This window comes from Pedobacter segetis, from assembly GCF_016623585.1.
GTDB classification, from domain to species: domain Bacteria; phylum Bacteroidota; class Bacteroidia; order Sphingobacteriales; family Sphingobacteriaceae; genus Pseudopedobacter; species Pseudopedobacter segetis.
This window is the reverse complement of record NZ_JAEHFY010000012.1, coordinates 113,149-136,645: the sequence shown is the minus strand read 5'-3', so window position 1 is coordinate 136,645 and position 23,497 is coordinate 113,149. Positions and strand designations below refer to the sequence as shown.

Genomic DNA, 23,497 nt, shown 5'->3' with positions numbered 1-23,497 from the left:
TTAGCAAATATATAAAAAGAATGTATTATTCATTTTACAATTTTAAATGCTTAAAGTGCCTGTTATTTCTTTTATACTCACTTCAGAAATTTTTGTTACGTATAGGGCATTCGCGTATCTTGCGTTGGCATCAATGTAGTTCCTTTGTGCTTCCCTAAGCTCTAAAGGCACTATGCTCCCCAATTTGTATTTTTCTAAGGTAATGTCTAAATTTTCTTTTGCCACTTCTACATTAGATTGCTCTAACAACAACAATTTCAAATTTGTTTGATAATTGAGATAAGCTGTTAACAAATTGGCGTTTACATCTTGTTTGATTCTTTGCAGATCGTAGTTAGCACTTTGCAGTTCTAATTGTGCCGCTTTTTCTAACCTGTTTTGCCCAAAACCGTTAAATATATTTATAGATGCCGTTAAGCCATAATTAAAACCCCTATTATTTGATCTAATAGAAAAACCCGTGGGCGGGGAAGTGCTTTGAGAAAAATTATACCCTGATGTTAAAGATATATTGGGGTACCTATTTCCCTTTATTTGTTTAATATAGATCTCGGCTATTTTTTGGTTAACGCTAGCCGTCTGTATATCGGTGTTTTTACTATTAACCGCTAATTTTAAATCATCATAAACCAAAGATTTATCGATATTTACATCATCGATGATCTCAAATTCTGTACTTAAATCTCTCGCTAAAAATTGATTGAGTTGTATTTTGATCGTTTTTATCAAATCTTGCTGACGTAGAAGCTGAGTAGTGTCTGTATTCAGATCTACTTTTGCTGCCAACAATTCTAACCTAGAGCCTTTCCCAAGTTTATACCTGTTATTGGCGTTCTTTAATCTTGTTTGAGATACCTCTAGCGCCGTTTTGGTTGCTTGTAGCTGATTATCTTGACTAATTAAGTTGTAATAGGTATTGATTACGTTTACTATAGTTGTTTGTACGGTTAGTTGGGCGTTTAATTCTCCCAATTTTTCCAACTCTTTTAACCTATCATAGTTGGCAAACATTGTAAAGCCATCAAACACTTTCCAATTTAAACTTACCCCGTAATTAAGGTTTGTGGTTTTTGCGTTGTTGGCGTTTCTAGAACCGCCAGAGGCTAAATCTACGGTGCTGGTTTGGATGTTATTTGTTTGGTTTAAATTACCTGTTAAGGAGGGTAAGAAACCTGCATTTCCCAAGCTTAGATCATTAGAGGAAATGCTTTTTTGAACTTTACTGATTTTTATGCTGTAATTATTTTCTAAAGCTATGGTAAGGGCTTTCTGTAAGCTTAATTTTTCTTGTGCCTTAATTGAAGCAAATGGAAAAACTAAAACGACAATTAAATATTTATTAAAAGCTTTCATGGTTATACTTCTATACCTTCCTTAATTAATTCTTTCTCTGCTTTTGCCGCCTCGCTTTCTTTAAATTCTTTAGACCAGTAAGAATAGATAGATGGAATAACGAATAATGTAAGTAATAAAGAGAACAAGGTGCCACCAATAATAACCGTCCCCATACTCATCCTACTTTTTGATGCTGCACCCAATGCCAACGCAATTGGCAATGCACCTAATGCAATGGCCAAACTTGTCATTAAAATTGGCCTTAACCTCGAAACGGAAGCTTCTCTTATAGCTTGTGCAACAGGCACTCCTTTTTCTTTTAATTGGTTGGCAAACTCTACGATCAAAATCCCGTTCTTTGTTACCAAACCAATTAGCATGATGGTACCGATCTGGCTAAAGATGTTCCAACTTTGCCCTAGCAACCATAACGAAAAGAATGCACCGGCAACAGCCATTGGTACCGTTATAATAATGATAACCGGATCTACAAAACTCTCAAATTGGGCCGCCAAAATCAGATAAACCAATAATAAAGCTAAGCCAAAAGCAAAAGTTGTATTAGAGCTGCTTTCGCTAAAGTCTCTAGATTCGCCTGCTAAATCTGTAGTAAAACTATCATCTAATATCTTAGCCTTGGCTCTTTGCATTGCTGCAATACCATCTCCAATTGTTTTTCCTTCTGTTAAAGAGGCCGAGACAGTGGCAGAGGAAAAACGGTTATTTCTGTATAATTGAGGCGGGCTACTTTTCTCCTCTACTTTTACCAAATTATCTAATTGAATAAGTTGCCCTGCATTGTTTCTCACAAATATGGAACTTAAGTCGTAAGGATCGTTTCTTTTATCCTTATTAAACTGGCCGATAACTTGGTACTGATTGCCATTCATGGTAAAATAGGCGAACCTTTGTGCGGCTAAAGATAGTTGGAGTGTTTGGGCAACATCCATAATGGAAACCCCTAAATCTTGTGCCTTATTTCTATCTATGGTTACGTTAAGTTCTGGTTTATTGAATTTCAAATTTACGTCGGTATTGGCAAAAGTTGGGTCTTTTGCAATTTCATCCATAAAAAGAGGCACTTTCTCTCGTAATTTCTCAAAATTTGGTGCTTGTATGATAAACTGAACAGGTAAACCCCTGGTTCTGCCCACGGCAATTGTTGGTTGTTGCAGAATAAAGGTTTTTGCTTCGTTCAATTTTTTTAGTTCTTTGGTAAGATCATTGGCAATTTGATCTTGAGAACGCTTTCTATCTGATGGTTGCACCAGGCGTAAACGATAAAAACCGGTATTTGCAGCCCCAGAGCCAGAATATCCGGGTGCTGTTAAAGAAAGGCTTGCTGCAACTTCTGGTACAGAATCCCTGATCAAATCCCCAACATCTGCTATATAATTATCGGTATATTGAAACGATGAACCTTCTGGGGCGGTTACATTTAAAGTTAAGGTGCTGCGATCGTCTAACGGTGCTGTTTCTTTTGGTAACACCTTCCAGAAAAGAAAAATCATGCCCACGCAAATGATCACGATAGGAAACGCCAGCCATCTTTTTTTAAGGAAAGATTCTAAAGCCTCGTGGTAACTTTGGTTCATTTTTTCAAAGATGGGCTCGGTTTTATCGTAAAACTTAGATTTCTTTGTGTTTTTCATCAAGTAGGCGTTCAGCATCGGCGTAAGCGTTAAAGAAACAAACGCAGATATTAAAACGGCAGCACCAATAACGATCCCAAACTCTCTAAACAACCTACCCACAAAACCTTGTAAAAATATTACCGGTAAAAAAACCGCTGCCAAAGTGATAGATATGGATATTACCGCAAAAAATATCTCGTTTGCTCCTTTTATGGCAGCTTCAAACGGAGACATCCCTTCTTCTACTTTTTTGTAGATGTTCTCTGTTACCACAATACCATCATCTACCACCAAACCCGTGGCCAAAACTACGGCAAGCAGCGTTAAAACGTTGATAGAAAACCCTAAGAGGTACATCACAAAAAAAGTGGCCACCAAAGAAACCGGTATATCGATCAACGGCCTAAAGGCGATGCTCCAATCCCTAAAAAACAGATAAATGATAATGATAACCAACAAAATAGATATACCCAAGGTTTCGGCAACCTCTGTAACTGATTGTTTGATGAAAACGGTATTATCAAGAACGATATTAAGTTTATAATCTGCCGGGAGTTCTTTTTTTAGCGCATCGTATCTTTTATAAAACTCTTTGGCAATATCTAAATAATTTGCCCCCGGTTGCGGCACAATTGCCGTGGCAACCATAGGTTTACCTCCAGATCTTAAAGCGGTCTCGTCATTTTCTGAACCCAACTCTGCGTAGCCAACATCCTTTAACCTAATGATGTTTGTACCATCGTTTTTGATGATAAGGTTATTAAACTGATCTACGGTAGTTAAATTTCCGACTGTATTTACGGTTAGTTCTGTTTTATCGCCAGATATCTTGCCCGAAGGCAATTCTACGTTTTGCTTATCCAAGGCATCGCGAACATCTAAGGGAGTAAGTTTGTAGGAAGCCAACTTGTCTGGATCTAACCATAACCGCATGGCAAATCTCTTTTCTCCCCAAATTTGAACGGCAGAAACACCCGGGATGGTTTGCAGCTTTTGAGCGATAACGTTATCGGCATAATCACTAACTTCCAAAATGCTTCTTTTATCGCTTTGGATAGTCATTGAAATGATAGACTCTGAGTTGGCATCTGCCTTAGAAACAACGGGCAGCCCATCAATATCTTTAGGCAAAGACCTTGATGCTTGGGAAACTTTATCCCTAACATCATTTGCTGCTTCTTCTAAATTTTTACCCAATTCAAACTCTATGTTAATAGAGCTAGAACCTTGGTTACTTGATGATGATATGTTTTTTATTCCATCAATTTGATTGATGTATTTTTCTAAAGGTTCTGTGATCTGGGATTCTACAATATCAGAGTTTGCACCGGGGTAACTTGTGCGTACAGATACTACGGTTGGATCTATGGAAGGATACTCCCTAACGCCTAGAAAAGTATAGCCGATAACTCCAAACAATAATAAAAGGAGATTGATAACTATGGCTAAAACCGGTCTTTTGATACTTATGGTAGATATGCTCATCAGTCCTGATTTTTGGGTTTGTTAACATTAACTTTAATTTCAGCACCTTCCTTTATGGCCATAATGCCCGATGTTATCACGGTATCGCCAACAGAGAGCCCATCAGATACCAAAATATCTTCATCTGTTCTTATATCAGATTTTACATCTACCAATTTGGCTTTCCCATTTTTACTGATATATACTTGTTTGCCTTTTAAAACAGGAATAACCGCCTCCGTTGGTATCAATATCGCATCTTTAATGTTTTCTAATGGGAGATTAACGTTTGCAAAAGTACCGGGCAGTAAAGAACCATCGTTATTTGCCTTTGCTTTAATGGTTAAAGACCTTGTATCAACAGAAATGGCGGGTTCTTTAGCATAAACCTTTGCTTTGTAGGTTTTGCTGCTTCCGGCTACATCAAAGGTAATTTCTGCGCCTAATTGTACCCTTTGTGCGTATTTTTCTGGTACAGAAAAAGTAATCTTTAATGGATTTGTGGCTACCAGATCGGTAATGTTGGTAGTGGGTGTAATATATGCCCCTTCAGATATGTTCCTCAAGCCAATTTTACCAGAAAAAGGTGCCCTTATCTCTGTTTTAGAAAGTTGCGCCCTTATTAATTGGCTCTGTGCTTTTAAAGATTTCAATTCGGCCAGTGTGCCATCATATTCTTCTTGGCTGATGGCTTCTGCCTTTAATAATTTACCGGCCCTGCTCTCTGTTTCTGAAGCCAGCTTTTCTTTGGTGATAGCTTGTACCAATTGTGCCTGCAATTCGCTATCATCGATCTTGATCAATAAACTCCCTTTGCTAACGTTGCTGCCTTCGGTAAAATTAATGCGCTTTACCAAACCAGAAACCTCGCTTCTAATGGCAACTTGCTCATTTGCATCAATACTGCCAGAAACAGAAATATCGTTAGAAAAATTTTGTGTTTTAACAATAACCCCTTTAACGGTTGTAATCGAGCCTGAACCTGCTTTTTGTGCGCCTTTAACGCCTCCATTCTTTGCAGAATTCTTTGCGATCCTGTTGAAGATCAAATAACCCAATAACAGGCATAATGCTATGTAAACAATATATTTTACTTTCATCCTTTTGATTTTAGATTTTTATAATCTAATTTAATATCGTTAATGTTAACTCCTTTTAAATTGTTCTGTAACGTTTCTAATACCTCAAAAAAACAGTTTACGGTGTTTTGGGACAAACTTTTTAATGCTTTTTGGTTTACGGCTACAAAAACCTGGTTAATTTGTGGTAGAATGCCCTTTGATTTTTCTGTTAGTTTGATTAAATATTGTCTTCTATCGTTATTATTGGTCTTTCTAATCACAAAACCATTATTTTCTAGATAATCTATCATGTTTACCATAAAAGATTTATCAACCTGCAACAAGTTGGCTATCTCTTTTTGGGTTAGGCTTTCATTATTTTCATCTATCAATAAAAGGGTATAATGGTATCTTTCTAATGGGATATCTTTTGAATGATCGGCAAGTACACCCAGGTATTTTTTGGTGATCTGGATGAGCTGATGTGCCAATGGTTCTTCATATTTTTTGCGGGTAATCATCAACACAAAAGTATCCGATAATTTTAAAATTAGTTGATGGTATCAACTATATTACAGATCCTAAAATTTATAATATCTCAAAATATGGTTAATATTATAACTTTGTTTAAAACTTACATTCATGGTTAATTACTTATCTAAATCTTTCATCTTTTTCATATTTATAATTATGGGCCTTAACGCTAAAGCAGAAAATGTAGCCAATATTGCATTTGAAGTTTCTTTTACAGAACCCCAAGCACATTATGCAGATGTAAAAATGACCATCGATAATATAAACAAAAACGATATTTTGGTTAAAATGCCAGTATGGGCACCTGGTTCTTATTTGATCAGGGAGTTTTCTAAAAATGTAGAATCTTTTAAGGCCTCTAGCGGTGTTGAAAAAATCAGTAAAAACACTTGGAAAATAAATACAAAGGGTAAAAAATCTGTTACCATAAATTACAGGGTTTATTGTTTTGAAGTTTCCGTAAGAACCAGTTTTATTGATGATAGTCATGCTTTTTTATCGCCGACAGGTATTTTTATGTATGTAGATGGGCGTTTGGCAGAGCCTGCTACCGTAAGCATTAATCCTTTTAAGGGATGGGACAAGGTTTCTACCGGTTTAGAAAAGACGGATGGAAAATCTTTTACTTACTATGCGAAAAATTTTGATTGGTTGTTTGATTCACCTATAGAAGTGGGCACCCAAGATGTGTTTGATTTTGATGTAGTAGGCGTAAAATATGAAGTTGCCATGGTGGGTGGCGGCAATTATGACAAAGAACGCTTAAAAACCGATATTTCTAAGATAATTGAGAAAGAGACAGATATTTTTGGAGAGAACCCTAATAAACGCTACGTATTCATAGTTCACAATTACCTATCTGGTGGCGGTGGTTTAGAGCATTTAAACTCTACGGTTTTGGGTGCTACCAGAGATGGCTACCAAAACGAAAAGATCTACAAATCTTTTTTGGGATTGGTTGCCCATGAGCATTTCCATTTATGGAACGTGAAAAGATTAAGACCCATCGCATTAGGCCCATTTAATTATGATGAAGAAAATTATACCACCAATTTATGGATCGCAGAGGGTTTTACCGCTTATTACGATAACCTGATTACCGAAAGAGCCAAACTGATCAATACGGATGAATACCTAGATATGATCCAACAAGATATTAATGCCATTGAAAATTCACAAGGCAATAAAGTACAATCTTTAAGCGATGCCAGTTTTGATGCTTGGATAAAATATTACAGACCTAATGAAAATAGTGGGAATACAACGGTATCATATTATAATAAAGGATCTTTGATAGCCTGTATGCTAGATTTGGCCATCATCAAAAAATCTGAAGGCAAACAATCTTTGGATGATGCCATGCGCTACGCTTATAACGAGTTTTATAAGAAGAAGAATAGGGGCTACACCGATGCAGAGATGAAATTGGTTTTTGAAAAATATACAGGGGAAAACCTAGATACGTTTTATGCAGATTATATTAACGGAACAAAAAGCTTAGATTTTAACAAATATTTAGGGTATGCCGGCTTAACCTTGGTAGATAGGACACCTATTACAAAACAACCTTATTTGGGTATTACGGTTAGCAAAAGCAATAAAAATGAAATCGCATTTGTTTCTAGAAACAGTAGTGCATGGGATAGCGGCTTAAATGTAAACGATCAGGTTTTGGCCATAAACGGCCAACGCACAACAGACGTTTTAAAAGATGTTGCCAATTTAGATATAAATAAAGATGCCGAATTTGTGGTAGGCCGTGACGGGATTTTAAAAACCATCATCGTAAAATTTAAACCATCTACCAGTAAAAATATGGTAATACAAGAGGTAGAAAAACCTACTGATGCCCAAAAAACTGTTTTAGAGAAATGGTTGAGTTTGTAGTTGAGATAAATTTGTTGATCAACATAAATAATATGCGGTAATCCCTAAAGCATAGCTAACCCCAAACCCCATAAATAATTTAACCAGATGATTTATTTAACACAACTCATTCATATTGTACCGGGGCAAGAAAAGGTTTTTGATCAGTTTGAAGATATTGCCCTATCAACTATTGGGAAGTATAATGGGCGGCTTTTCTTTCGTTTAAGGCCCGATGAAAAATCATTTATCGAAATTGGTACAGACAAACCTTATGAAATCCACTTTTTAGGGTTTGATACCGAACAAGACTTTGAGAACTTTAAAAAAGACAAAAAACGAAGGGAATTTTTACATCTTAAAGAACAATCTATTAAAACATCTTTGCTAATTAAAGGAACAAAAATTTAATGATCACTTACAAAGGGAAGTCAATATCCTCTAAAACCCAAAAGAAAAACATCAAAACTATATCCGGTAAAGTGGCTTAAAGCATCAATCAATCGCCGGTTTTTGTGCTTAATGGGCAATTAAGCACATTAAACCAGACCTTATTTCTAACATCCTGTGAAAAAGTTTAGACTAATTTTTTTATAACAAGATAAGTACCAATGCCTTATTGGTGTTTTATTTATCGCATAAAAAAGAGCTTCTAAAAACAACCAACTAGGCAAAAAATCAACCGATAATCGTTAAAAATCATGGTGCAGTCTTCATAAACTTATTAAAAGCCATGCTATATTTGCCAACATGAGAAAGCTGAAACTAGAGGAACTGAATAGGCCAAGTGTTGATGAATTTAAAGAACAAGAAAAATTACCCATTATCATTGTTTTGGATAATGTGCGTAGTTTGCACAATGTAGGCTCTGCCTTTAGAACAGCCGATGGTTTTGCGGTAGAGGCCATTTATTTATGCGGCATTACCGCCCAACCTCCACATCGCGAAATTGAGAAAACCGCATTGGGCGCAACCCAATCTATCCACTGGCAATATTTTGAAAATGTGATTGATGCCGTAAATGTGCTTAAAGAAAATTACCAAATCGTGGCGATAGAACAGGCAGAAAATAGTGTGAGTTTATTAAATCATCAGCCTAAAGGCGATAAAAAATATGCTTTGTTTTTTGGTAATGAAGTAAATGGCGTAAGCGAAGAAGTGATGCAAAATATAGATACCTGTATAGAGATCCCACAATTTGGCACCAAACATTCTTTTAATATCGTGATTAGTACGGGTATAGTTCTTTGGGATTTTTATGCTAAACTTCAACGCTAAGGTTAAATCTCTTTGCCATAAATTTACCAATACACGCTCCCCTTTTTTTGATTGCTTCAATCACAAATCCTGATAAAGGCAGTTATTAGGCTCTTGATTTTATTTTTCGGCATAAAATTATAAAAACGTATTTTTGCGCAAATTTTTGATTTAATGAGTGCACTTTCAGAACAAGAAATACAAAGACGCGAATCTTTAAACGAATTAAGAAAATTGGGGATAAACCCCTACCCTGCAGAAGCTTTTGACATTAACGCCAACGCTGCCGATATTTTGGCCAATTACCAAAAAGATAAAACAGCCTACAAAACCATCAGTATAGCCGGCCGCATCATGACCCGTAGAATTATGGGGAATGCTTCTTTTGCAGAACTTCAGGATGCCACTGGCCGTATCCAAATATACATCAAACGTGATGAGGTTTGCCCCGGCGAGGATAAAACTTTATACAATACCGTATTTAAAAAATTATTGGATATTGGCGATTTTATTGGTGTTAAGGGATACGCATTTACCACGCAAACCGGCGAAACATCTATCCATGTTTCTGATTTCAAAGTTCTCTCTAAATCCCTAAAACCATTGCCCATTGTAAAACGTGATGACGATGGCAATATTTATGATGGTTTTACAGACCCAGAAATGCGTTATAGGATGCGTTACGTAGATCTTACGGTAAACCCAGAGTATAAAGAGATTTTCAAGATCCGCTCTAAGGTTATCAATACCATGCGTAGCTATTTTAACGATCAAGGTTGGATGGAAGTGGAAACCCCAATTTTACAGGCCGTACATGGCGGTGCAGCGGCTCGTCCGTTTAATACGCACCATAACACCTTAGATATGCCGCTTTTTTTGCGCATCGCAAATGAGCTTTACCTAAAAAGACTGATCGTTGCAGGCTTTGATGGCGTATATGAATTTGGGAAAATGTTTAGGAACGAAGGCATGGACCGCACCCACAACCCCGAGTTTACAGCCATGGAAATTTACGTGGCCTATAAAGATTATATCTGGATGATGGGTATGGTAGAAGAATGCTTAGAGAAAATTACCCTTGCCGTTCACGGAAAATCTACCGTTACCGTTGGCGATCATATCATTGATTTTGCCGGGCCTTATGAAAAACTTTCTATGTATGATTCTATTTTGAAATTCACTGGTGTGGATGTTTCTAAAATGGATGAACAGGCTTTAAGAACAACTTGTAAACAAATGGGCATAGAGGTAAATGCCAGCATGGGAAAAGGCAAATTGGTAGATGAAATCTTTAGCGAAAAAGTAGAAGACAAGCTGATACAGCCAACCTACATTACCGATTACCCTATAGAAATGACACCCCTTGCAAAAAAGCACCGAAGCAAAGAAGGTTTGGTAGAACGTTTTGAGCTTTTTGTTAACGGGAAAGAAATAGCAAACGCCTATTCAGAGTTGAATGATGCCATTGACCAAAAAGAACGTTTTGAAGAACAGTTGAAACTAGCTGCCAGAGGCGATGATGAAGCAATGGCTATGGACGATGATTTTGTAAGGGCTTTAGAATATGGGATGCCACCAACATCTGGCCTAGGTATAGGTATTGATCGTTTAGTAATGATGATGACTAACCAAAGCAGCATCCAAGAGGTACTTTTTTTCCCGCAGATGCGCCCAGAGAAAAAAAACAAGGTTTACACCGATGATGATTTTGTGGCTTTAGCGATCCCTGCCCAATGGATACCGGTTTTAAGAAAAATGGGGTTCAATTCGCCAGCAGAATTAAAAGCCGCTAACCCAAATAAAGTATTTAATGATCTTGGTGGGATGCGCAAAAAAATGAAATTAGAAATCACGATGCCTACCAAAGATGAGGTAATGGCTTGGTTTGATTAAATATATAAAACTGTTTTAAGGAGGCTGTCTCCTATGTTTGTTTCAAGCAAACGTAGGAGACAGCCTCTTTTTTATGCAATAAATTTTGGCGTTTACATCCTGTTTAAGTTTATGTTGTGAAATTGCCTAACTTATTTTTCATCTTCTGTTTATTGTTGTTTCAAGTTATTCAAGAATACTTATTGTCTTTTTTATCAAAACAAGCCAAATTTAAACAGGCATTAAGCTTATTTAGCACAAAACGCTTTCTTTGTAGTTCATATCAACCATAATAGCAAATTCCCAAATTTGGGATAGGTTTGTGATAACCCTCTTTCACATCTATTAGGACAAGGTTAAAATACCTGTCCTTAAAAAAATTTTGTGGAAGACGAGGAATTGGCAATCTTTATTTTATTAGGCTTAACCTTTCAATTATTGGTAATGATTTCTTTTTTATTCCAATATTGCTCTCTTATGGTCTAAAAATTACCGCATCAATAAAAATGTTTTAACGTTATAGCCCATAACTTTCTTCAAAGCTTAACACAATCTTAAAACCTTCTTAATATTAAACAACCGATATTAGTTAACATAAAATTATACTCAATTCATTAGCTAATTGGTATGGTTTATGTTTTCAAAAATCTAACACCAGCATTTTTAATCATGAAAAATTCAGTTTTAGAAATTACAGACCAAGAATATACCCTAAAGTTGAACAAAAACGAGTTTGATATTTCATTTATCAGTTCTTTAGTTAAAAGGATTCAAAACGAACGGACTTTTTTTAGTCGCATTTGGGACGATGAAGACGATATCATTAGTAAAAGAAGTTTTCAAGATGAAATAGGCTTAGACCATTTAAGCGAGAAATAAAGATTTTGAACAACAAAATTTTATTACTCCCTTAAAATTTGTGATAACCACAATTTCCCAAAAACCCTCCCATCAGAAAGGCCTTCATTCTACTACTTTAATTCTTAATTTATTCTAATGCAGGTATATTGTGCTCTTTTGCCGCTTCAATATAAAGCATGATCTGATTGATGCAATGGTTTAAATTTTTCTCTATCTCAAAATCCCAAAAACGCATAACCGTAAAACCCGCATCTTCTAGTTTTTTATTTACTTCTAGGTCCCTTTGTATATTCCTCTCTATTTTGGGCACCCAAAATGCTTTGTTTTTTTTCCATTGCTCTTTTCTTTTGCCCCAATCGTAACCATGCCAAAAGCTGCCATCAACAAAAATGGCTAAGCGGTATTTTTTGATAACCAAATCTGGAGTGCCAAATATATTTTTTTGATGGATTCTATACCTCACATTCAATTTCCATAAGGCCTTACGTAGCAAAACCTCGGGTTTGGTATTTTTAGCCTTAATTTTACCCATTATTTTGCTTCGTTTTTTTGTAGTATAAAAGCCGGCCTCCTCGCTAAAGCGAGGAACTTTTATTCTATCTTCCGAAACCAAATAGGGTTTTTCTACCATTTTTTAAATTAATCCAAATAATTAATTCCGGTTAATTCTTCAGAAACCGACCATAATTTTTTAGCAACCTCTTTATTTTTAGAAAGCGAGGTGCTAGTGGCTTTCCCCGGCTTGCCTTTCATTTCTTTAAAACCCTGCGGTCCAAAAAAATCGCCACCGCTAACCTCATCAGATAAAGCAGCCATTAAACTTGGTTTAGCGCCATCCTCTGCACTTTGGCTGATCAATAAATTAAATACCGGGCTAATTAACTTATAAAAAAACGGCATGTGATCAAACAGATTAGTGGTAGAAATACCCGGGTGCGCCGCCAAAGAAATTGTTTTAGAACCTTTGGCCTTCAACCTTCTATCCATTTCAAAAGCAAACATTAAACAAGCTAATTTACTTTGCCCGTAAGCATCCCACTTACTGTATTTTCGTTTTTTAAACTGCAGATCATCAAAATTAATCTTGCCGTTTTTATGTGCAATACTGCTCAAACTAACAACACGGCTATCTTTTGTGTTTTCTAAAGTCGGTAATAATAAGCCAGTCAATAAAAAATGCCCTAGATAATTTGTACCTAATTGGCTTTCAAAACCATCCTCCGTTAAAGAGAATGGAGGCACCATGATCCCAGCGTTATTAATCAATAAATCCAGTTTTTGATGGCGCTCAAGAAAATCTTCGGCGAAAGCCCTAACAGAACTTAAAGATGAGGTATCAATTTTGATCACCTCTAAATTGGCATCTGTAACTTCTTGCTTTATTTTATTTAAAGCTTGGTTTGCTTTCTTTAAATTTCTACAAGCCATAACAACCAAAAACCCCGTTTTGGCCAAACCTTTTGCGGTTTCTAACCCTAAACCAGAGTTTGCGCCGGTAACAATGGCTATTTTCCCTTTTTGAGCGGGAATTTTCTCAATATCGAAAGCTTTCATACAACAACAGATACAATTGTTATTCCATAAATATCTGCATAAAAATCAGAAAAGGTGCTGTATTGCAACTCATTCCCGATAGTCCTGCTCATATCTTTACATTTGAATAAAAGAGACTAAAAACCGATAGGGAATTCATTAGTCCGGCAAGACACGATTTTATTATCGATGTTGACGTGAAAGGCACACCCCTTACGGTTTTTTCTTCGAGAGTCTGAACAGTACCCAAAGAGGTTTTCATAAAAACTATCTTGAATGAAGATGAGCAAAGACTGTAGAAGAAAAGCTTGGTTTTTTTGATTTTAATCGATAAAGACTATGGACCATTTAATCAAATACACCATCGGTGTAGACATTTCCAAGGACAAGTTTGATGTATGTATGCTGAGCATAGATGTGAAGCTACGATCAAAGATCAAGGGAACAAGAAAGTTTGGCAACACGCTGTCCGGCTTCAAAGAGTTTTTACTGTGGTTAACAAAGCACAGCAAAACAGACACGGCAGTAGAGATACTGATGGAAGCCACGGGCGTTTACCACGAAAGATTGGCCATATGGCTAACGGAACAAGGACAGCAGATATTTGTGGTACTGCCCAATAAGTCCAGCAAGTACATGCAGGCCCTGGGGTTAAAGACAAAGAATGATGGTGTAGATGCCAGGGGACTGGCGATGATGTGTATCGGACATCGTTTTGAACAATGGAAACCTATCGGTAGATATAACTATGAGCTGAGGTTATTGACCAGGCATTACCAAAGTACCCAGGAAATCAAGACGGTATTTCAGAACCAGTTACACGCATTGAGCCACAGCGGCTATACCTCTAAAGAAGTGGGTAAACAACTGAAGAAAAGTATTGACCTGTTTGATAAACAAGTAAAGAGTCTAAAGAAAGAGATTGTTAGGCATATAGATAGCAATAAAGAGGTTAAGCGAAAGGTAGAGCATATCTGTTTGATCAAAGGAGTTGATGTATTGAGTGTAGCCACCATCATAGCAGAGACGAACGGTTTTGAGTTGTTCACCAATCAGTCGCAACTGGTGAGTTATGCTGGCTATGATGTGGTAGAGAACCAATCAGGGAACAGAGTGGGCAGAACGAAGATTTCAAAGAAGGGGAATGGACGAATTCGAAGAATACTGCACATGCCGGCTTTAAACGTTGTAAGATTTGATGAAACCCCTTTTAAGAGACTATACCAAAGAGTTTATGATAGGAGTAAAATAAAGATGAAGGGATATGTGGCGGTTCAGAAAAAGCTTTTGATAGTGATGTATACTCTATGGAAGAATGATTTACCTTATAGCGGAGAACATGAGGAAAAGATGATTTCGGGTAATGATGAGCAAAAGGACCTCTTTCCGTTTTTCTCTGAAAGAGAAAGTAAAAAAATAGTGCCGCAATTAAGCAGCACTACACAAGATGAACTTCAGTACAACGAATCGCTTAAAGTCCTCTTTCCATTGTTGCAAAATTAAAGAAAATATATAAAAAAATGATTTGCTTTTTAAGACAGTACCTTTCCGTTACAAGTCCGCTCGCATCGTCCTGCGGGCTTTTCACTACTATCAGGTTTATTTAACCTCTTTCTTTGGTTTTTAACCAGCAACTTACTAAAATTGCAAGTAAACTTTTACTTTATTTGCGATAATGAATAAAACAGATAAGAATGTAGCTCTTCTCTCCATCTTGGCATTTATAATTTTAATAGCCGCTTATGCAAATCATTTTCATAACGGTTTCCATTTTGATGATTTTCATACCATAGTTAACAACTTATATATCAGAAATTTAAGCAATATCCCTGCTTTTTTTCATGATCCAAGGATGTTTAGTGTAGATCCAGAGCATTGGGGTTTAAGGCCCATGGTAACTACCACATTGGCAATAGATTATTGGTTAGCAAACGGGTTAAACCCATTCTATTTCCAATTATCAACTTTTGTATGGTACGTAATTTTAGGTGTGATGATCTTTTTTATGTACAAAAACCTACTCCAAAAGGTTAGTGCCAGTACATGGATCCCATACATTGCCCTATTTGCAACATCTTGGTATATGTTAAATACCGCAAATGCAGAAACGGTAAACTATATCATTTCAAGGTCCGATGTGCTATCAACCTTTTGCGTAGTAGCGGCATTTCTGATATATATCGCCTATCCCAATAAAAGGAAATATTACTTATACATTATCCCCGCATTTATTGGTATTTTCTTTAAAGAGATCATGCCGGTGCTTATCATACTTTTATTCTTTTACATCCTTTTATTCGAAAGAAATTTAAGCATTTCTGACCTTTTTAAAACCACCAACTTTAAATATCTGATAAAAACAGTGGTTACTTTATTGCCTTTAACCATTATAAATTTGGTTACACAATATTATTTAATGTCGGCAAATACCGCCATACAAGGCACAACCAATCCTTTTGTACCTTATGTGCTTACACAAACCTATGTTTGGATACATTACTTCATCAGTTTCTTTTTGCCAACAAGTTTAAGTGCCGATACAGATTTTACCATTATAAAAAATTTATTGGATGAGCGGATTATTATGGGGTTTATCTTTATTATCCTCTATGCCACCGTTATTTTCAAAACCTCAAAAAAACCACAAACCAGGCCAATAGCTTTCGGCTTGATCTGGTTTGGTGCAGCACTTTTACCCACATCTTTAGCTCCTTTGGCAGAGGTAACCAATGATCACCGTATGTTTTTCCCTTTTATAGGTTTAGCCTTTAGCGCAACTTATAGCATTGCCCTGTATTTGATCAATCATGAAAATAAATTAAAAAATAATCAGCTCGCTAAAATCAGTTTAATTGCAGTTGCTATCTGCATATTGGGTTTAAATACTTATGGGGTTACCCAAAGAAATAAAGTTTGGAAATCAGAATCTTCGCTTTGGCTAGATGTTACACAAAAAAGCCCCGAAAATGGAAGGGGTTTTATGAATTATGGGCTTACCCAAATGGAAGTTGGCAATTATAAAGATGCCATATCAAATTTTGAAAAAGCAAAATTATTGACACCAAAATATGGTGCTGTTTATATCAATTTAGGCGTTGCAAAAAATGCCATAGGCTTACCACAAGAAGCTGAGGAAAATTTTAAAAAGGCAATATCGCTTAACCCCGAGTCTTACAAACCATACCAGTTTTATACTAAATATTTAATACAAAATAACCGATATGAAGATGCAAAAGAAGTTGGGGAAAAAGCATTGGCAATTAACCCCACTTCTTCAGATGTTTATGAATTATTATTGAAAACTTATAACCAATTGCAAGACTGGGAAAAGCTTACAACAACGGCTAAGGATTACCTAGAAATTTTACCAAACAATGAGCTTGCAAAAAAATACCTTGCTGCAGGTTTAAACAAAACACCTTATTATACCGAGGCAGAAAACAATGACAATAAAACAAAAATCACTAATTACATTAACCAAAGCTTAGCCATGTATAATGCCGGCAAATATCAAGAATGTATAAATTTATGCCAAAAGGTTTTAAAACTCGACTCTAATAAAATTGAAGCTTACATTAATATTGGGGCGGCAAACAATATGTTAAAGAATTGGGAAGAAGGCATAAAATACCTAAACAAGGCCTTGGCAATTAACCCTAATGATAAATTAGCCATTGGCAATTTGAATTGGGCAAAAAGCGAATTAAAGAAAAAGGATAAATAAGATAAAGAATTTATTTTAACGCCATTAAATCTATGGACCAAAAACTTACCGTTATCATCCCCGCATACAACGAGGGAAAAAACATCCCTTTGGTAATGCCGCACATCATTAGCTTTTGCGAGCAACAAAACTATAAACTGATCGTGGTTAATGATGGCAGCAAAGATGATAGCAAAGAATTATTGAGCGTTTATGAAAAGCATGAATGTTTTAAATTAATCTCTCATAAAATTAATAGGGGTTATGGCGGCGCCTTAAAAACAGGTGTTCTAAACTGTGAAACAGAATACCTGATTACCATTGATGCTGATGGACAACACGTGGTAGAAAACATCCCGGTTTTGATGGCCAAGCTGATTGAAAAAGATGCGGAAATGGTTGTTGGTAGCAGAAAAGGCCTAAAATCCGAAAGTTTATTGAGAGACATTGGTAAAAGGATTATTCGTTTGATCATCAAAAGATTAATGCCGATCCCTATTTATGACATCAATTCTGGCATGAAACTATATAAAACAGATCTAGGGAAAAAATACTGTAAGATATGCCCAAACAGCATGGCTTTTAGCGATGTGATATGCCTCGCTTTCATTAACCAGTTTCACAAGGTAATAGAAGAGCCTATAGAAATCAGGAGCAGGAACGATGGAGAAAGTACCATTACCGTAAAAACGGCTTTTCATACGGTTTATGAAATCTTCAATATTGTTGTCCTCTTTAACCCTATCCGCATTTTTATGCCCATTGCACTTGTGAGCATAATTGCAGGCGTAGTTTGGGGGATACCAATTTTATTAAGGGATAAAGGGGTTTCAACGGGTGCTTCCCTATCCATATTATTTGGTGTATTCACTTTCTTTTTTGGCGCTATGGCAGAACAGCTTTCGCAGATCAGAAAAAAGGATTTGTAGGATGGCGTTTTGCGGCTATCAAATTCGGGTTAGAGCAATTAGGCAAATCCGCATCAGAACTTTCTTAGATATGAGGTGCCAGAAGTAGGCAATCTGAAATATTAAACTTAAATATGATTAAAAAACCGCATCAAGTTTTAGGGATCCCTGCAGAAATTTTCATAGCTGAATATTTAGGTTTATCGCTTTTTTGTTAAGGATTGAAATAAAAATCGATACCTGTAATTCGGGCAGGTTTTTTTCTTTTTCAGAAAAAGACGGTAATGAAAGCTTTAACGCCTTTTAGGTGGGAACATCCAAATCTTTAAATTATCTTAAACCCTATTTTTTTTGTTTTAGGCCACAAATTAGATCTTCTTAACATTACCTATCAACTGTTAAAAACTTTACAATTTTCGGCTTGTTATACTCTTAAACAAAATCATAAATTTTTATACTTTTGCCGTTTCATTATGCTTGGTATTAATGAAATTTAGGTTCTGTTTAAAAGATTAAATAATTGCCCCAATGAAGTTGAACGTAGATTACAAAGAACAATTTGAGAATAGGCATATCGCTCCTAATGAGCAAGATAAGCTGGCCATGTTAAAAGCAGTTGGTGCAGGTTCTATTGAAGAATTGATTGATCAGACGGTCCCAAAAAACATCAGGCTTAAAAAGCCAATGAATTTGCCGGCGGCAAAAAGCGAATTTGAATATTTACACGATCTACGCATAACAGCATCTAAAAATAAAGTCTTTAAATCTTACATTGGCAAAGGATACAACGATGTGGTTTTACCTGCCGTTATACAGCGCAATATTCTAGAAAACCCGGGCTGGTACACGCAATATACGCCCTATCAGGCAGAGATTGCCCAAGGACGTTTGCAGGCATTGCTAAATTTCCAAACCATGGTATTGGATTTAACTGGGATGCAAATTGCAAATGCTTCACTTTTAGATGAAGGAACCGCGGCCGCCGAAGCCATGTTTATGCAATACAGCTTGCGCAAAAAAACAGAGGCTAAATCTTATTTTGTTTCTGAAGAGGTTTTTCCGCAAACCATAGATATTTTGAAAACCAGGGCGCAACCTTATGGGATTAAACTGCTTATCGGCAACCATAAAACTGTAAAATTGACAGATGATTTATTTGGTGCTTTGGTGCAATATCCTGCCGGGCTTGGCGAGGTTTATGATTATAAGGCTTTCGCCGATGCTGCACACGAGAAAAACATCAAATTAACCGTTGCTGCCGATTTAATGAGCTTGGCTTTACTAAGCCCTCCCGGAGAATGGGGGGCTGATATTGTGGTTGGGACAACGCAACGTTTCGGCATCCCGATGGGTTTTGGCGGGCCACACGCCGCTTTTTTTGCCACAAAAGAAGAATATAAACGCAGTATGCCGGGCAGGATCATCGGCGTAACCATTGATGCGCATGAAAATTATGCTTTGCGTATGGCTTTGCAAACTCGCGAGCAACACATCCGTAGAGATAAAGCGACTTCAAATATTTGTACCGCACAAGCATTATTGGCCATTATGGCTGGTATGTATGCAGTTTACCATGGCCCAAAAGGGATCAAGTCTATTGCGGATAGGATCCACGGTTTTGCAGTTCTATTGGGCAAAGCTTTAGCAGAGTTAGGTTTTGTGCAATTAAATGCTTCTTATTTCGATACCGTGAAATTTAATGTGGGCGATCTGGTAAACCCCATCCATTCAGAGGCATTAAACAACGAAATGAACTTCAATTACGAAGGGGAAACCATCACTATTTCTTTAGATGAAACCACTCGTTTATACGATATAGAGATCATAGTTAAGGTTTTTGCCAAGGTTAAGGGCGTTAATGTTAACGATATAGATTTGAATTCGCTTAAAGCGGATTTAGAGACCACCATTCCCGAAGAATTACAGAGAAAGTCGGCATTTTTAAAACACCCGGTTTTTAACAAGCACCACTCAGAACATGAGATGTTGCGTTACATCAAATCATTAGAAGCGAAAGATTTATCGCTATGCCATTCAATGATTGCATTGGGTTCTTGTACCATGAAATTGAACGCAACCACAGAAATGATACCAGTAACCTGGCCAGAATTTGGTGCCATGCACCCCTTTGCGCCAGCTCACCAAACCGGTGGCTATATGCAAATTATGGCAGAACTGAACGATTGGCTGAGCGAGATTACAGGTTTTGCAGCTATGAGTTTACAGCCCAATGCGGGCGCACAGGGCGAGTATGCTGGCTTAATGGTTATTAGGGCTTATCATCAGGATAGAGGAGATTTTAACAGAAATATTGCGCTAATTCCTTCTTCAGCACATGGTACAAATCCAGCTTCGGCTGCAATGGCAGGGATGAAGATTGTGGTAACAAAATGTGACGAAAAAGGAAATATAGACGTGGAGGATTTAAGGGCAAAAGCCGAGGAACATTCTGCAAATTTAAGTTGTTTGATGGTAACTTACCCTTCTACCCATGGTGTTTTTGAAGAATCCATTATCGAGATTTGTGAAATTATCCATAAACACGGGGGGCAAGTTTATATGGATGGCGCAAATATGAACGCTCAGGTTGGCTTAACTTCGCCGGCAAATATTGGTGCCGATGTTTGCCATTTGAATTTGCATAAAACCTTCTGCATCCCACACGGTGGCGGCGGCCCCGGAATGGGCCCAATTGGGGTAGCAGCTCACTTAGTTCGGTTTTTACCCGGCCATTCTGTTGTGGATATGGGTAATGAGAAATCTATTTCTGCTGTTTCTGCTGCTCCTTGGGGTTCGGCTTCTATTTTATTGATTTCTCACGCTTATATTGCCATGATGGGCGAAAAAGGATTAACGAATGCCACAAAATATGCCATCCTAAATGCCAATTATATCAAAGCAAGATTAGAAAAACATTACCCGGTTTTATACGCCGGGGCTAATGGACGTTGTGCGCATGAAATGATCTTGGATTGCCGAAGTTTTAAGAATTTAGGCATAGAGGTAACAGATATTGCTAAGCGTTTGATGGATTATGGTTTCCACGCCCCAACGGTTTCTTTCCCTGTTGCAGGTACGGTAATGGTAGAACCAACAGAATCGGAGCCGAAGCATGAATTGGACCGTTTCTGTGATGCGATGATTGCTATCAGAAATGAAATTGCTGATGTTGAAACTGGTTTATTGGACAAAGTTAATAATCCTTTAAAAAACGCACCACATACCGTAGCCGTAATTACCGGCAACCAGTGGGATAAACCTTATACTCGCCAAAAAGCGGCGTTTCCATTACCTTATGTAACTTTAAATAAATTTTGGCCTTCGGTTGGTAGGGTTAATGATACTTTTGGGGATAGGACTTTGATCTGTACTTGCCCACCTATTGAAGAGTATGAGTTTGATGTTTTGGTTTAAGGGATGTTTAGAGTAGAAGGTTTAAAGTAAAAAGTTTAAAGTCTTGCTTTTAAACCGAGACAGGCCTTTTTAGCCTTTCTCGCAGGTAAAACATAAAACAGTTCCTTGGTTGTTATTTTGCTCTGCCCAAATTTTACCTCCGTTTGCCATCACAAATTCATTGCAAAGCGTTAAGCCTAAGCCAGTTCCTTTTTCATTGTTAGTGCCTCTCCTGCTTTTGCTATCTGGTAAAAATATATTTTTCAAATCTTCTTCTGGGATACCGATGCCGTTATCGGCAACACAGATCTTGATTAAATTATTTTGATGATTTTCTGCATAAATATTGATTTGCCCATTGCTAGGGGTAAATTTTATCGCATTAGCCATCAAGTTTCTAATAATGAATGCAAAATGGTTAGCATCCATAAAAATACTTTTACCCTCTAAATCTATGGTGTTCAAAACCAGTTTTTTTTCATTGATTGCCTTAATATTAAGATCAATTACTTTTTGGATAACCGGTAAAATCTGAATGTTAACTTTTTGTAGATTGTTTCCCTTTATTTGTGCTTTTCCCCAAAGCAACAGATCATCTAATGTTTCTAAAGAAGAGGTAGATTGTTTGATGATCAAATCTAAATATTTTGCTTGCTCCTCAGCATCTAGATCACCATTTTTAATTAAACCTAAAATCCCTAAAGTTGAACCATGCCCGCCCCTTAAATCATGCCCAATGATAGAAAATAATTTGTTTTTGATACTGTTACTTTCGGTCAGTTCTATTTTACTAATACTTAGCTCATCATTAGTATTTTTTAACCTAATCAAAACAAAAATTAAAACAAAAGATAAGATTGCGATAGCTATTAAAACGACTAGAATGATATTTCTCTCTTTTCTTGTTTGGAATAAAAGTTGGTTGCCTTCTAAAATCTTAGCATTTGCCTTGTACAAACCTAAGCTTGCATTGGCCTCTGCCAAAGCTCTCTGTTTTTGCTCGTTAATTTGCTTATCTTTTATATTTGAACCACTTTTATAATAATCAAATGCAGATTTGAAGTTATTTTGTGCTTCGGAAGTTTCTACCAAAACGTTATAGATCTCAACCTGTAAATCCTCCAACCCCAACTTTTTCGCTTTCTTTAGTAAATCTAGCAATTGAGTTTGGGCCAAGTGGTATTTCTTTTGCTCAAAAACAACCAAAGGAACGTTGATAGTGATTCTCAATTCTTCTTCTTTTAGGTTGCTTTTTTTTGCGGTGTTTATTCCCTTTTCTAAAATTGATAGGGCTTTTTGGTACTGCTTTTTTTCTTTATACACTAGGCCTATATTTTGAAGTGCCAAAACCTGGTTAATAAGGTTTCTCTCTTCAGCAGCAATTTTATAACTCAACTCAAATTGTTTTAAAGCATTATCCAAGTCTCCTCTTATCGCATAAATAATGGCTTTATTAGCAATCAAATCGTTTTTAAGAAAATGGGTGCCGTTTTTTTGGTTAACAGAATCAACTTTTAGGTAAAATTCTAACGCCTCGTTTGGTTTATTTTGTTTGGTGCGCACAACTCCTAATTTAAAATAGGCAGCTGCAACGCCCTCTTGGTAATTTGTCTTCTTGGCAGATAATAAAGCTTTTAAAAAATAAGATTCTGCTTTTAGAAAATCTCCTCTTTTTCCCCACAAAACCCCTAAAGAGTTGGTAATATCTACCTCTAAAGAGGTATTTTTTATCTTTTTGGATAACGCTAAAGCATCGGTATAATATTTTTCAGACAAGCCTAAGTATCCATATTTAGAAAGGATAAAACCCGTACCCTGATTAATCTTACAAAGATCGTACTCGCTATTTTGATGTTTAAAATCTAAGATAGCTTTATCTGATATGGCAATTATGCTATCAACATTCTTGGGGTCAATTTTTTTTAAAATCGATAGGTACTTTCCTAGTTTAACAGAATCTTGATCAGTTGTTTTTGGATCCGCAAAACAGAATATGGTTTGTAAAGAGAAAAAAAGAGCAATGGTTAAAAAGAAAAAAAAGAATTTTTGCGATTTAAAATTCATAAGCATTGTATG

At 36.6% G+C, this 23,497-nt stretch carries 16 protein-coding genes; 9 read left to right on the top strand and 7 right to left on the bottom strand.

Features of this window, described 5'->3' with window-relative positions; all coding sequences use genetic code 11:
- Window positions 1–42 precede the first annotated feature (42 nt).
- From I5M32_RS10020 to I5M32_RS10005, 4 genes are read right to left on the bottom strand one after another with little or no spacing between them, the layout of a single operon-like run.
- Window positions 43–1,353: a TolC family protein gene (locus tag I5M32_RS10020; RefSeq protein WP_200586097.1), complete on the bottom strand. Its 1,311-nt coding sequence runs from the start codon at window positions 1,351–1,353 to the stop codon at window positions 43–45.
- Between the two features lie 2 nt (window positions 1,354–1,355).
- Window positions 1,356–4,454, bottom strand: coding sequence for an efflux RND transporter permease subunit (locus tag I5M32_RS10015; RefSeq protein ID WP_200586096.1), 3,099 nt, complete (start codon window positions 4,452–4,454; stop codon window positions 1,356–1,358).
- Window positions 4,454–5,533 (bottom strand): efflux RND transporter periplasmic adaptor subunit, encoded by a 1,080-nt coding sequence (locus tag I5M32_RS10010; protein ID WP_200586095.1) that lies wholly within the window; start codon window positions 5,531–5,533, stop codon window positions 4,454–4,456. Before I5M32_RS10010 ends, I5M32_RS10015 begins: the two co-directional genes overlap by 1 nt.
- Window positions 5,530–6,015: a MarR family winged helix-turn-helix transcriptional regulator gene (locus I5M32_RS10005; RefSeq protein WP_200586094.1), complete on the bottom strand. Its 486-nt coding sequence runs from the start codon at window positions 6,013–6,015 to the stop codon at window positions 5,530–5,532. Before I5M32_RS10005 ends, I5M32_RS10010 begins: the two co-directional genes overlap by 4 nt.
- A 121-nt stretch (window positions 6,016–6,136) precedes the next feature.
- Here I5M32_RS10005 and I5M32_RS10000 point away from each other — a divergent pair, with 121 nt between their 5' ends.
- From I5M32_RS10000 to I5M32_RS09980, 5 genes are all read left to right on the top strand, one after another.
- Complete coding sequence (locus I5M32_RS10000) at window positions 6,137–7,915, top strand: M61 family metallopeptidase (RefSeq protein WP_234461926.1); 1,779 nt, start codon at window positions 6,137–6,139, stop codon at window positions 7,913–7,915.
- A gap of 87 nt (window positions 7,916–8,002) precedes the next feature.
- Entirely contained in the window at window positions 8,003–8,305 is a 303-nt protein-coding gene (locus I5M32_RS09995) for a hypothetical protein (RefSeq protein ID WP_200586093.1), read from the top strand.
- A gap of 339 nt (window positions 8,306–8,644) precedes the next feature.
- A complete protein-coding gene (locus tag I5M32_RS09990) occupies window positions 8,645–9,172 on the top strand; it encodes an RNA methyltransferase (RefSeq protein ID WP_200586092.1) in 528 nt (175 codons plus the stop codon).
- Window positions 9,173–9,325: 153 nt separating this feature from the next.
- A complete protein-coding gene (lysS, locus tag I5M32_RS09985; protein ID WP_200586091.1) occupies window positions 9,326–11,044 on the top strand; it encodes a lysine--tRNA ligase in 1,719 nt (572 codons plus the stop codon).
- A gap of 648 nt (window positions 11,045–11,692) precedes the next feature.
- A complete protein-coding gene (locus I5M32_RS09980) occupies window positions 11,693–11,902 on the top strand; it encodes a hypothetical protein (protein WP_200586090.1) in 210 nt (69 codons plus the stop codon).
- Between the two features lie 109 nt (window positions 11,903–12,011).
- Here the strand turns inward: I5M32_RS09980 and I5M32_RS09975 are convergent, their stop codons facing one another.
- A complete protein-coding gene (locus I5M32_RS09975) occupies window positions 12,012–12,515 on the bottom strand; it encodes a very short patch repair endonuclease (RefSeq protein ID WP_200586089.1) in 504 nt (167 codons plus the stop codon).
- An 8-nt stretch (window positions 12,516–12,523) separates the two neighbouring features.
- Window positions 12,524–13,438 (bottom strand): oxidoreductase, encoded by a 915-nt coding sequence (locus I5M32_RS09970; protein ID WP_200586088.1) that lies wholly within the window; start codon window positions 13,436–13,438, stop codon window positions 12,524–12,526.
- 318 nt (window positions 13,439–13,756) lie between these two features.
- On the opposite strand from I5M32_RS09970, the gene I5M32_RS09965 reads away from it, so the two are divergent.
- From I5M32_RS09965 to gcvP, 4 genes are all read left to right on the top strand, one after another.
- Window positions 13,757–14,920, top strand: coding sequence for an IS110 family RNA-guided transposase (locus I5M32_RS09965; RefSeq protein WP_200586087.1), 1,164 nt, complete (start codon window positions 13,757–13,759; stop codon window positions 14,918–14,920).
- 172 nt (window positions 14,921–15,092) lie between these two features.
- Window positions 15,093–17,141 carry a tetratricopeptide repeat protein gene (locus I5M32_RS09960; protein ID WP_200586086.1) on the top strand — a complete coding sequence of 683 codons (2,049 nt, stop codon included), beginning with the start codon at window positions 15,093–15,095 and terminating at the stop codon, window positions 17,139–17,141.
- Window positions 17,142–17,173: 32 nt separating this feature from the next.
- Window positions 17,174–18,049, top strand: coding sequence for a glycosyltransferase family 2 protein (locus I5M32_RS09955; protein WP_200586085.1), 876 nt, complete (start codon window positions 17,174–17,176; stop codon window positions 18,047–18,049).
- Window positions 18,050–18,556: 507 nt separating this feature from the next.
- Complete coding sequence (gene gcvP / locus I5M32_RS09950; protein WP_200586084.1) at window positions 18,557–21,442, top strand: aminomethyl-transferring glycine dehydrogenase; 2,886 nt, start codon at window positions 18,557–18,559, stop codon at window positions 21,440–21,442.
- Between the two features lie 69 nt (window positions 21,443–21,511).
- Here gcvP and I5M32_RS09945 read toward each other — a convergent pair whose 3' ends face one another.
- Window positions 21,512–23,485, bottom strand: coding sequence for a tetratricopeptide repeat-containing sensor histidine kinase (locus I5M32_RS09945; RefSeq protein WP_200586083.1), 1,974 nt, complete (start codon window positions 23,483–23,485; stop codon window positions 21,512–21,514).
- Window positions 23,486–23,497: the final 12 nt, after the last annotated feature.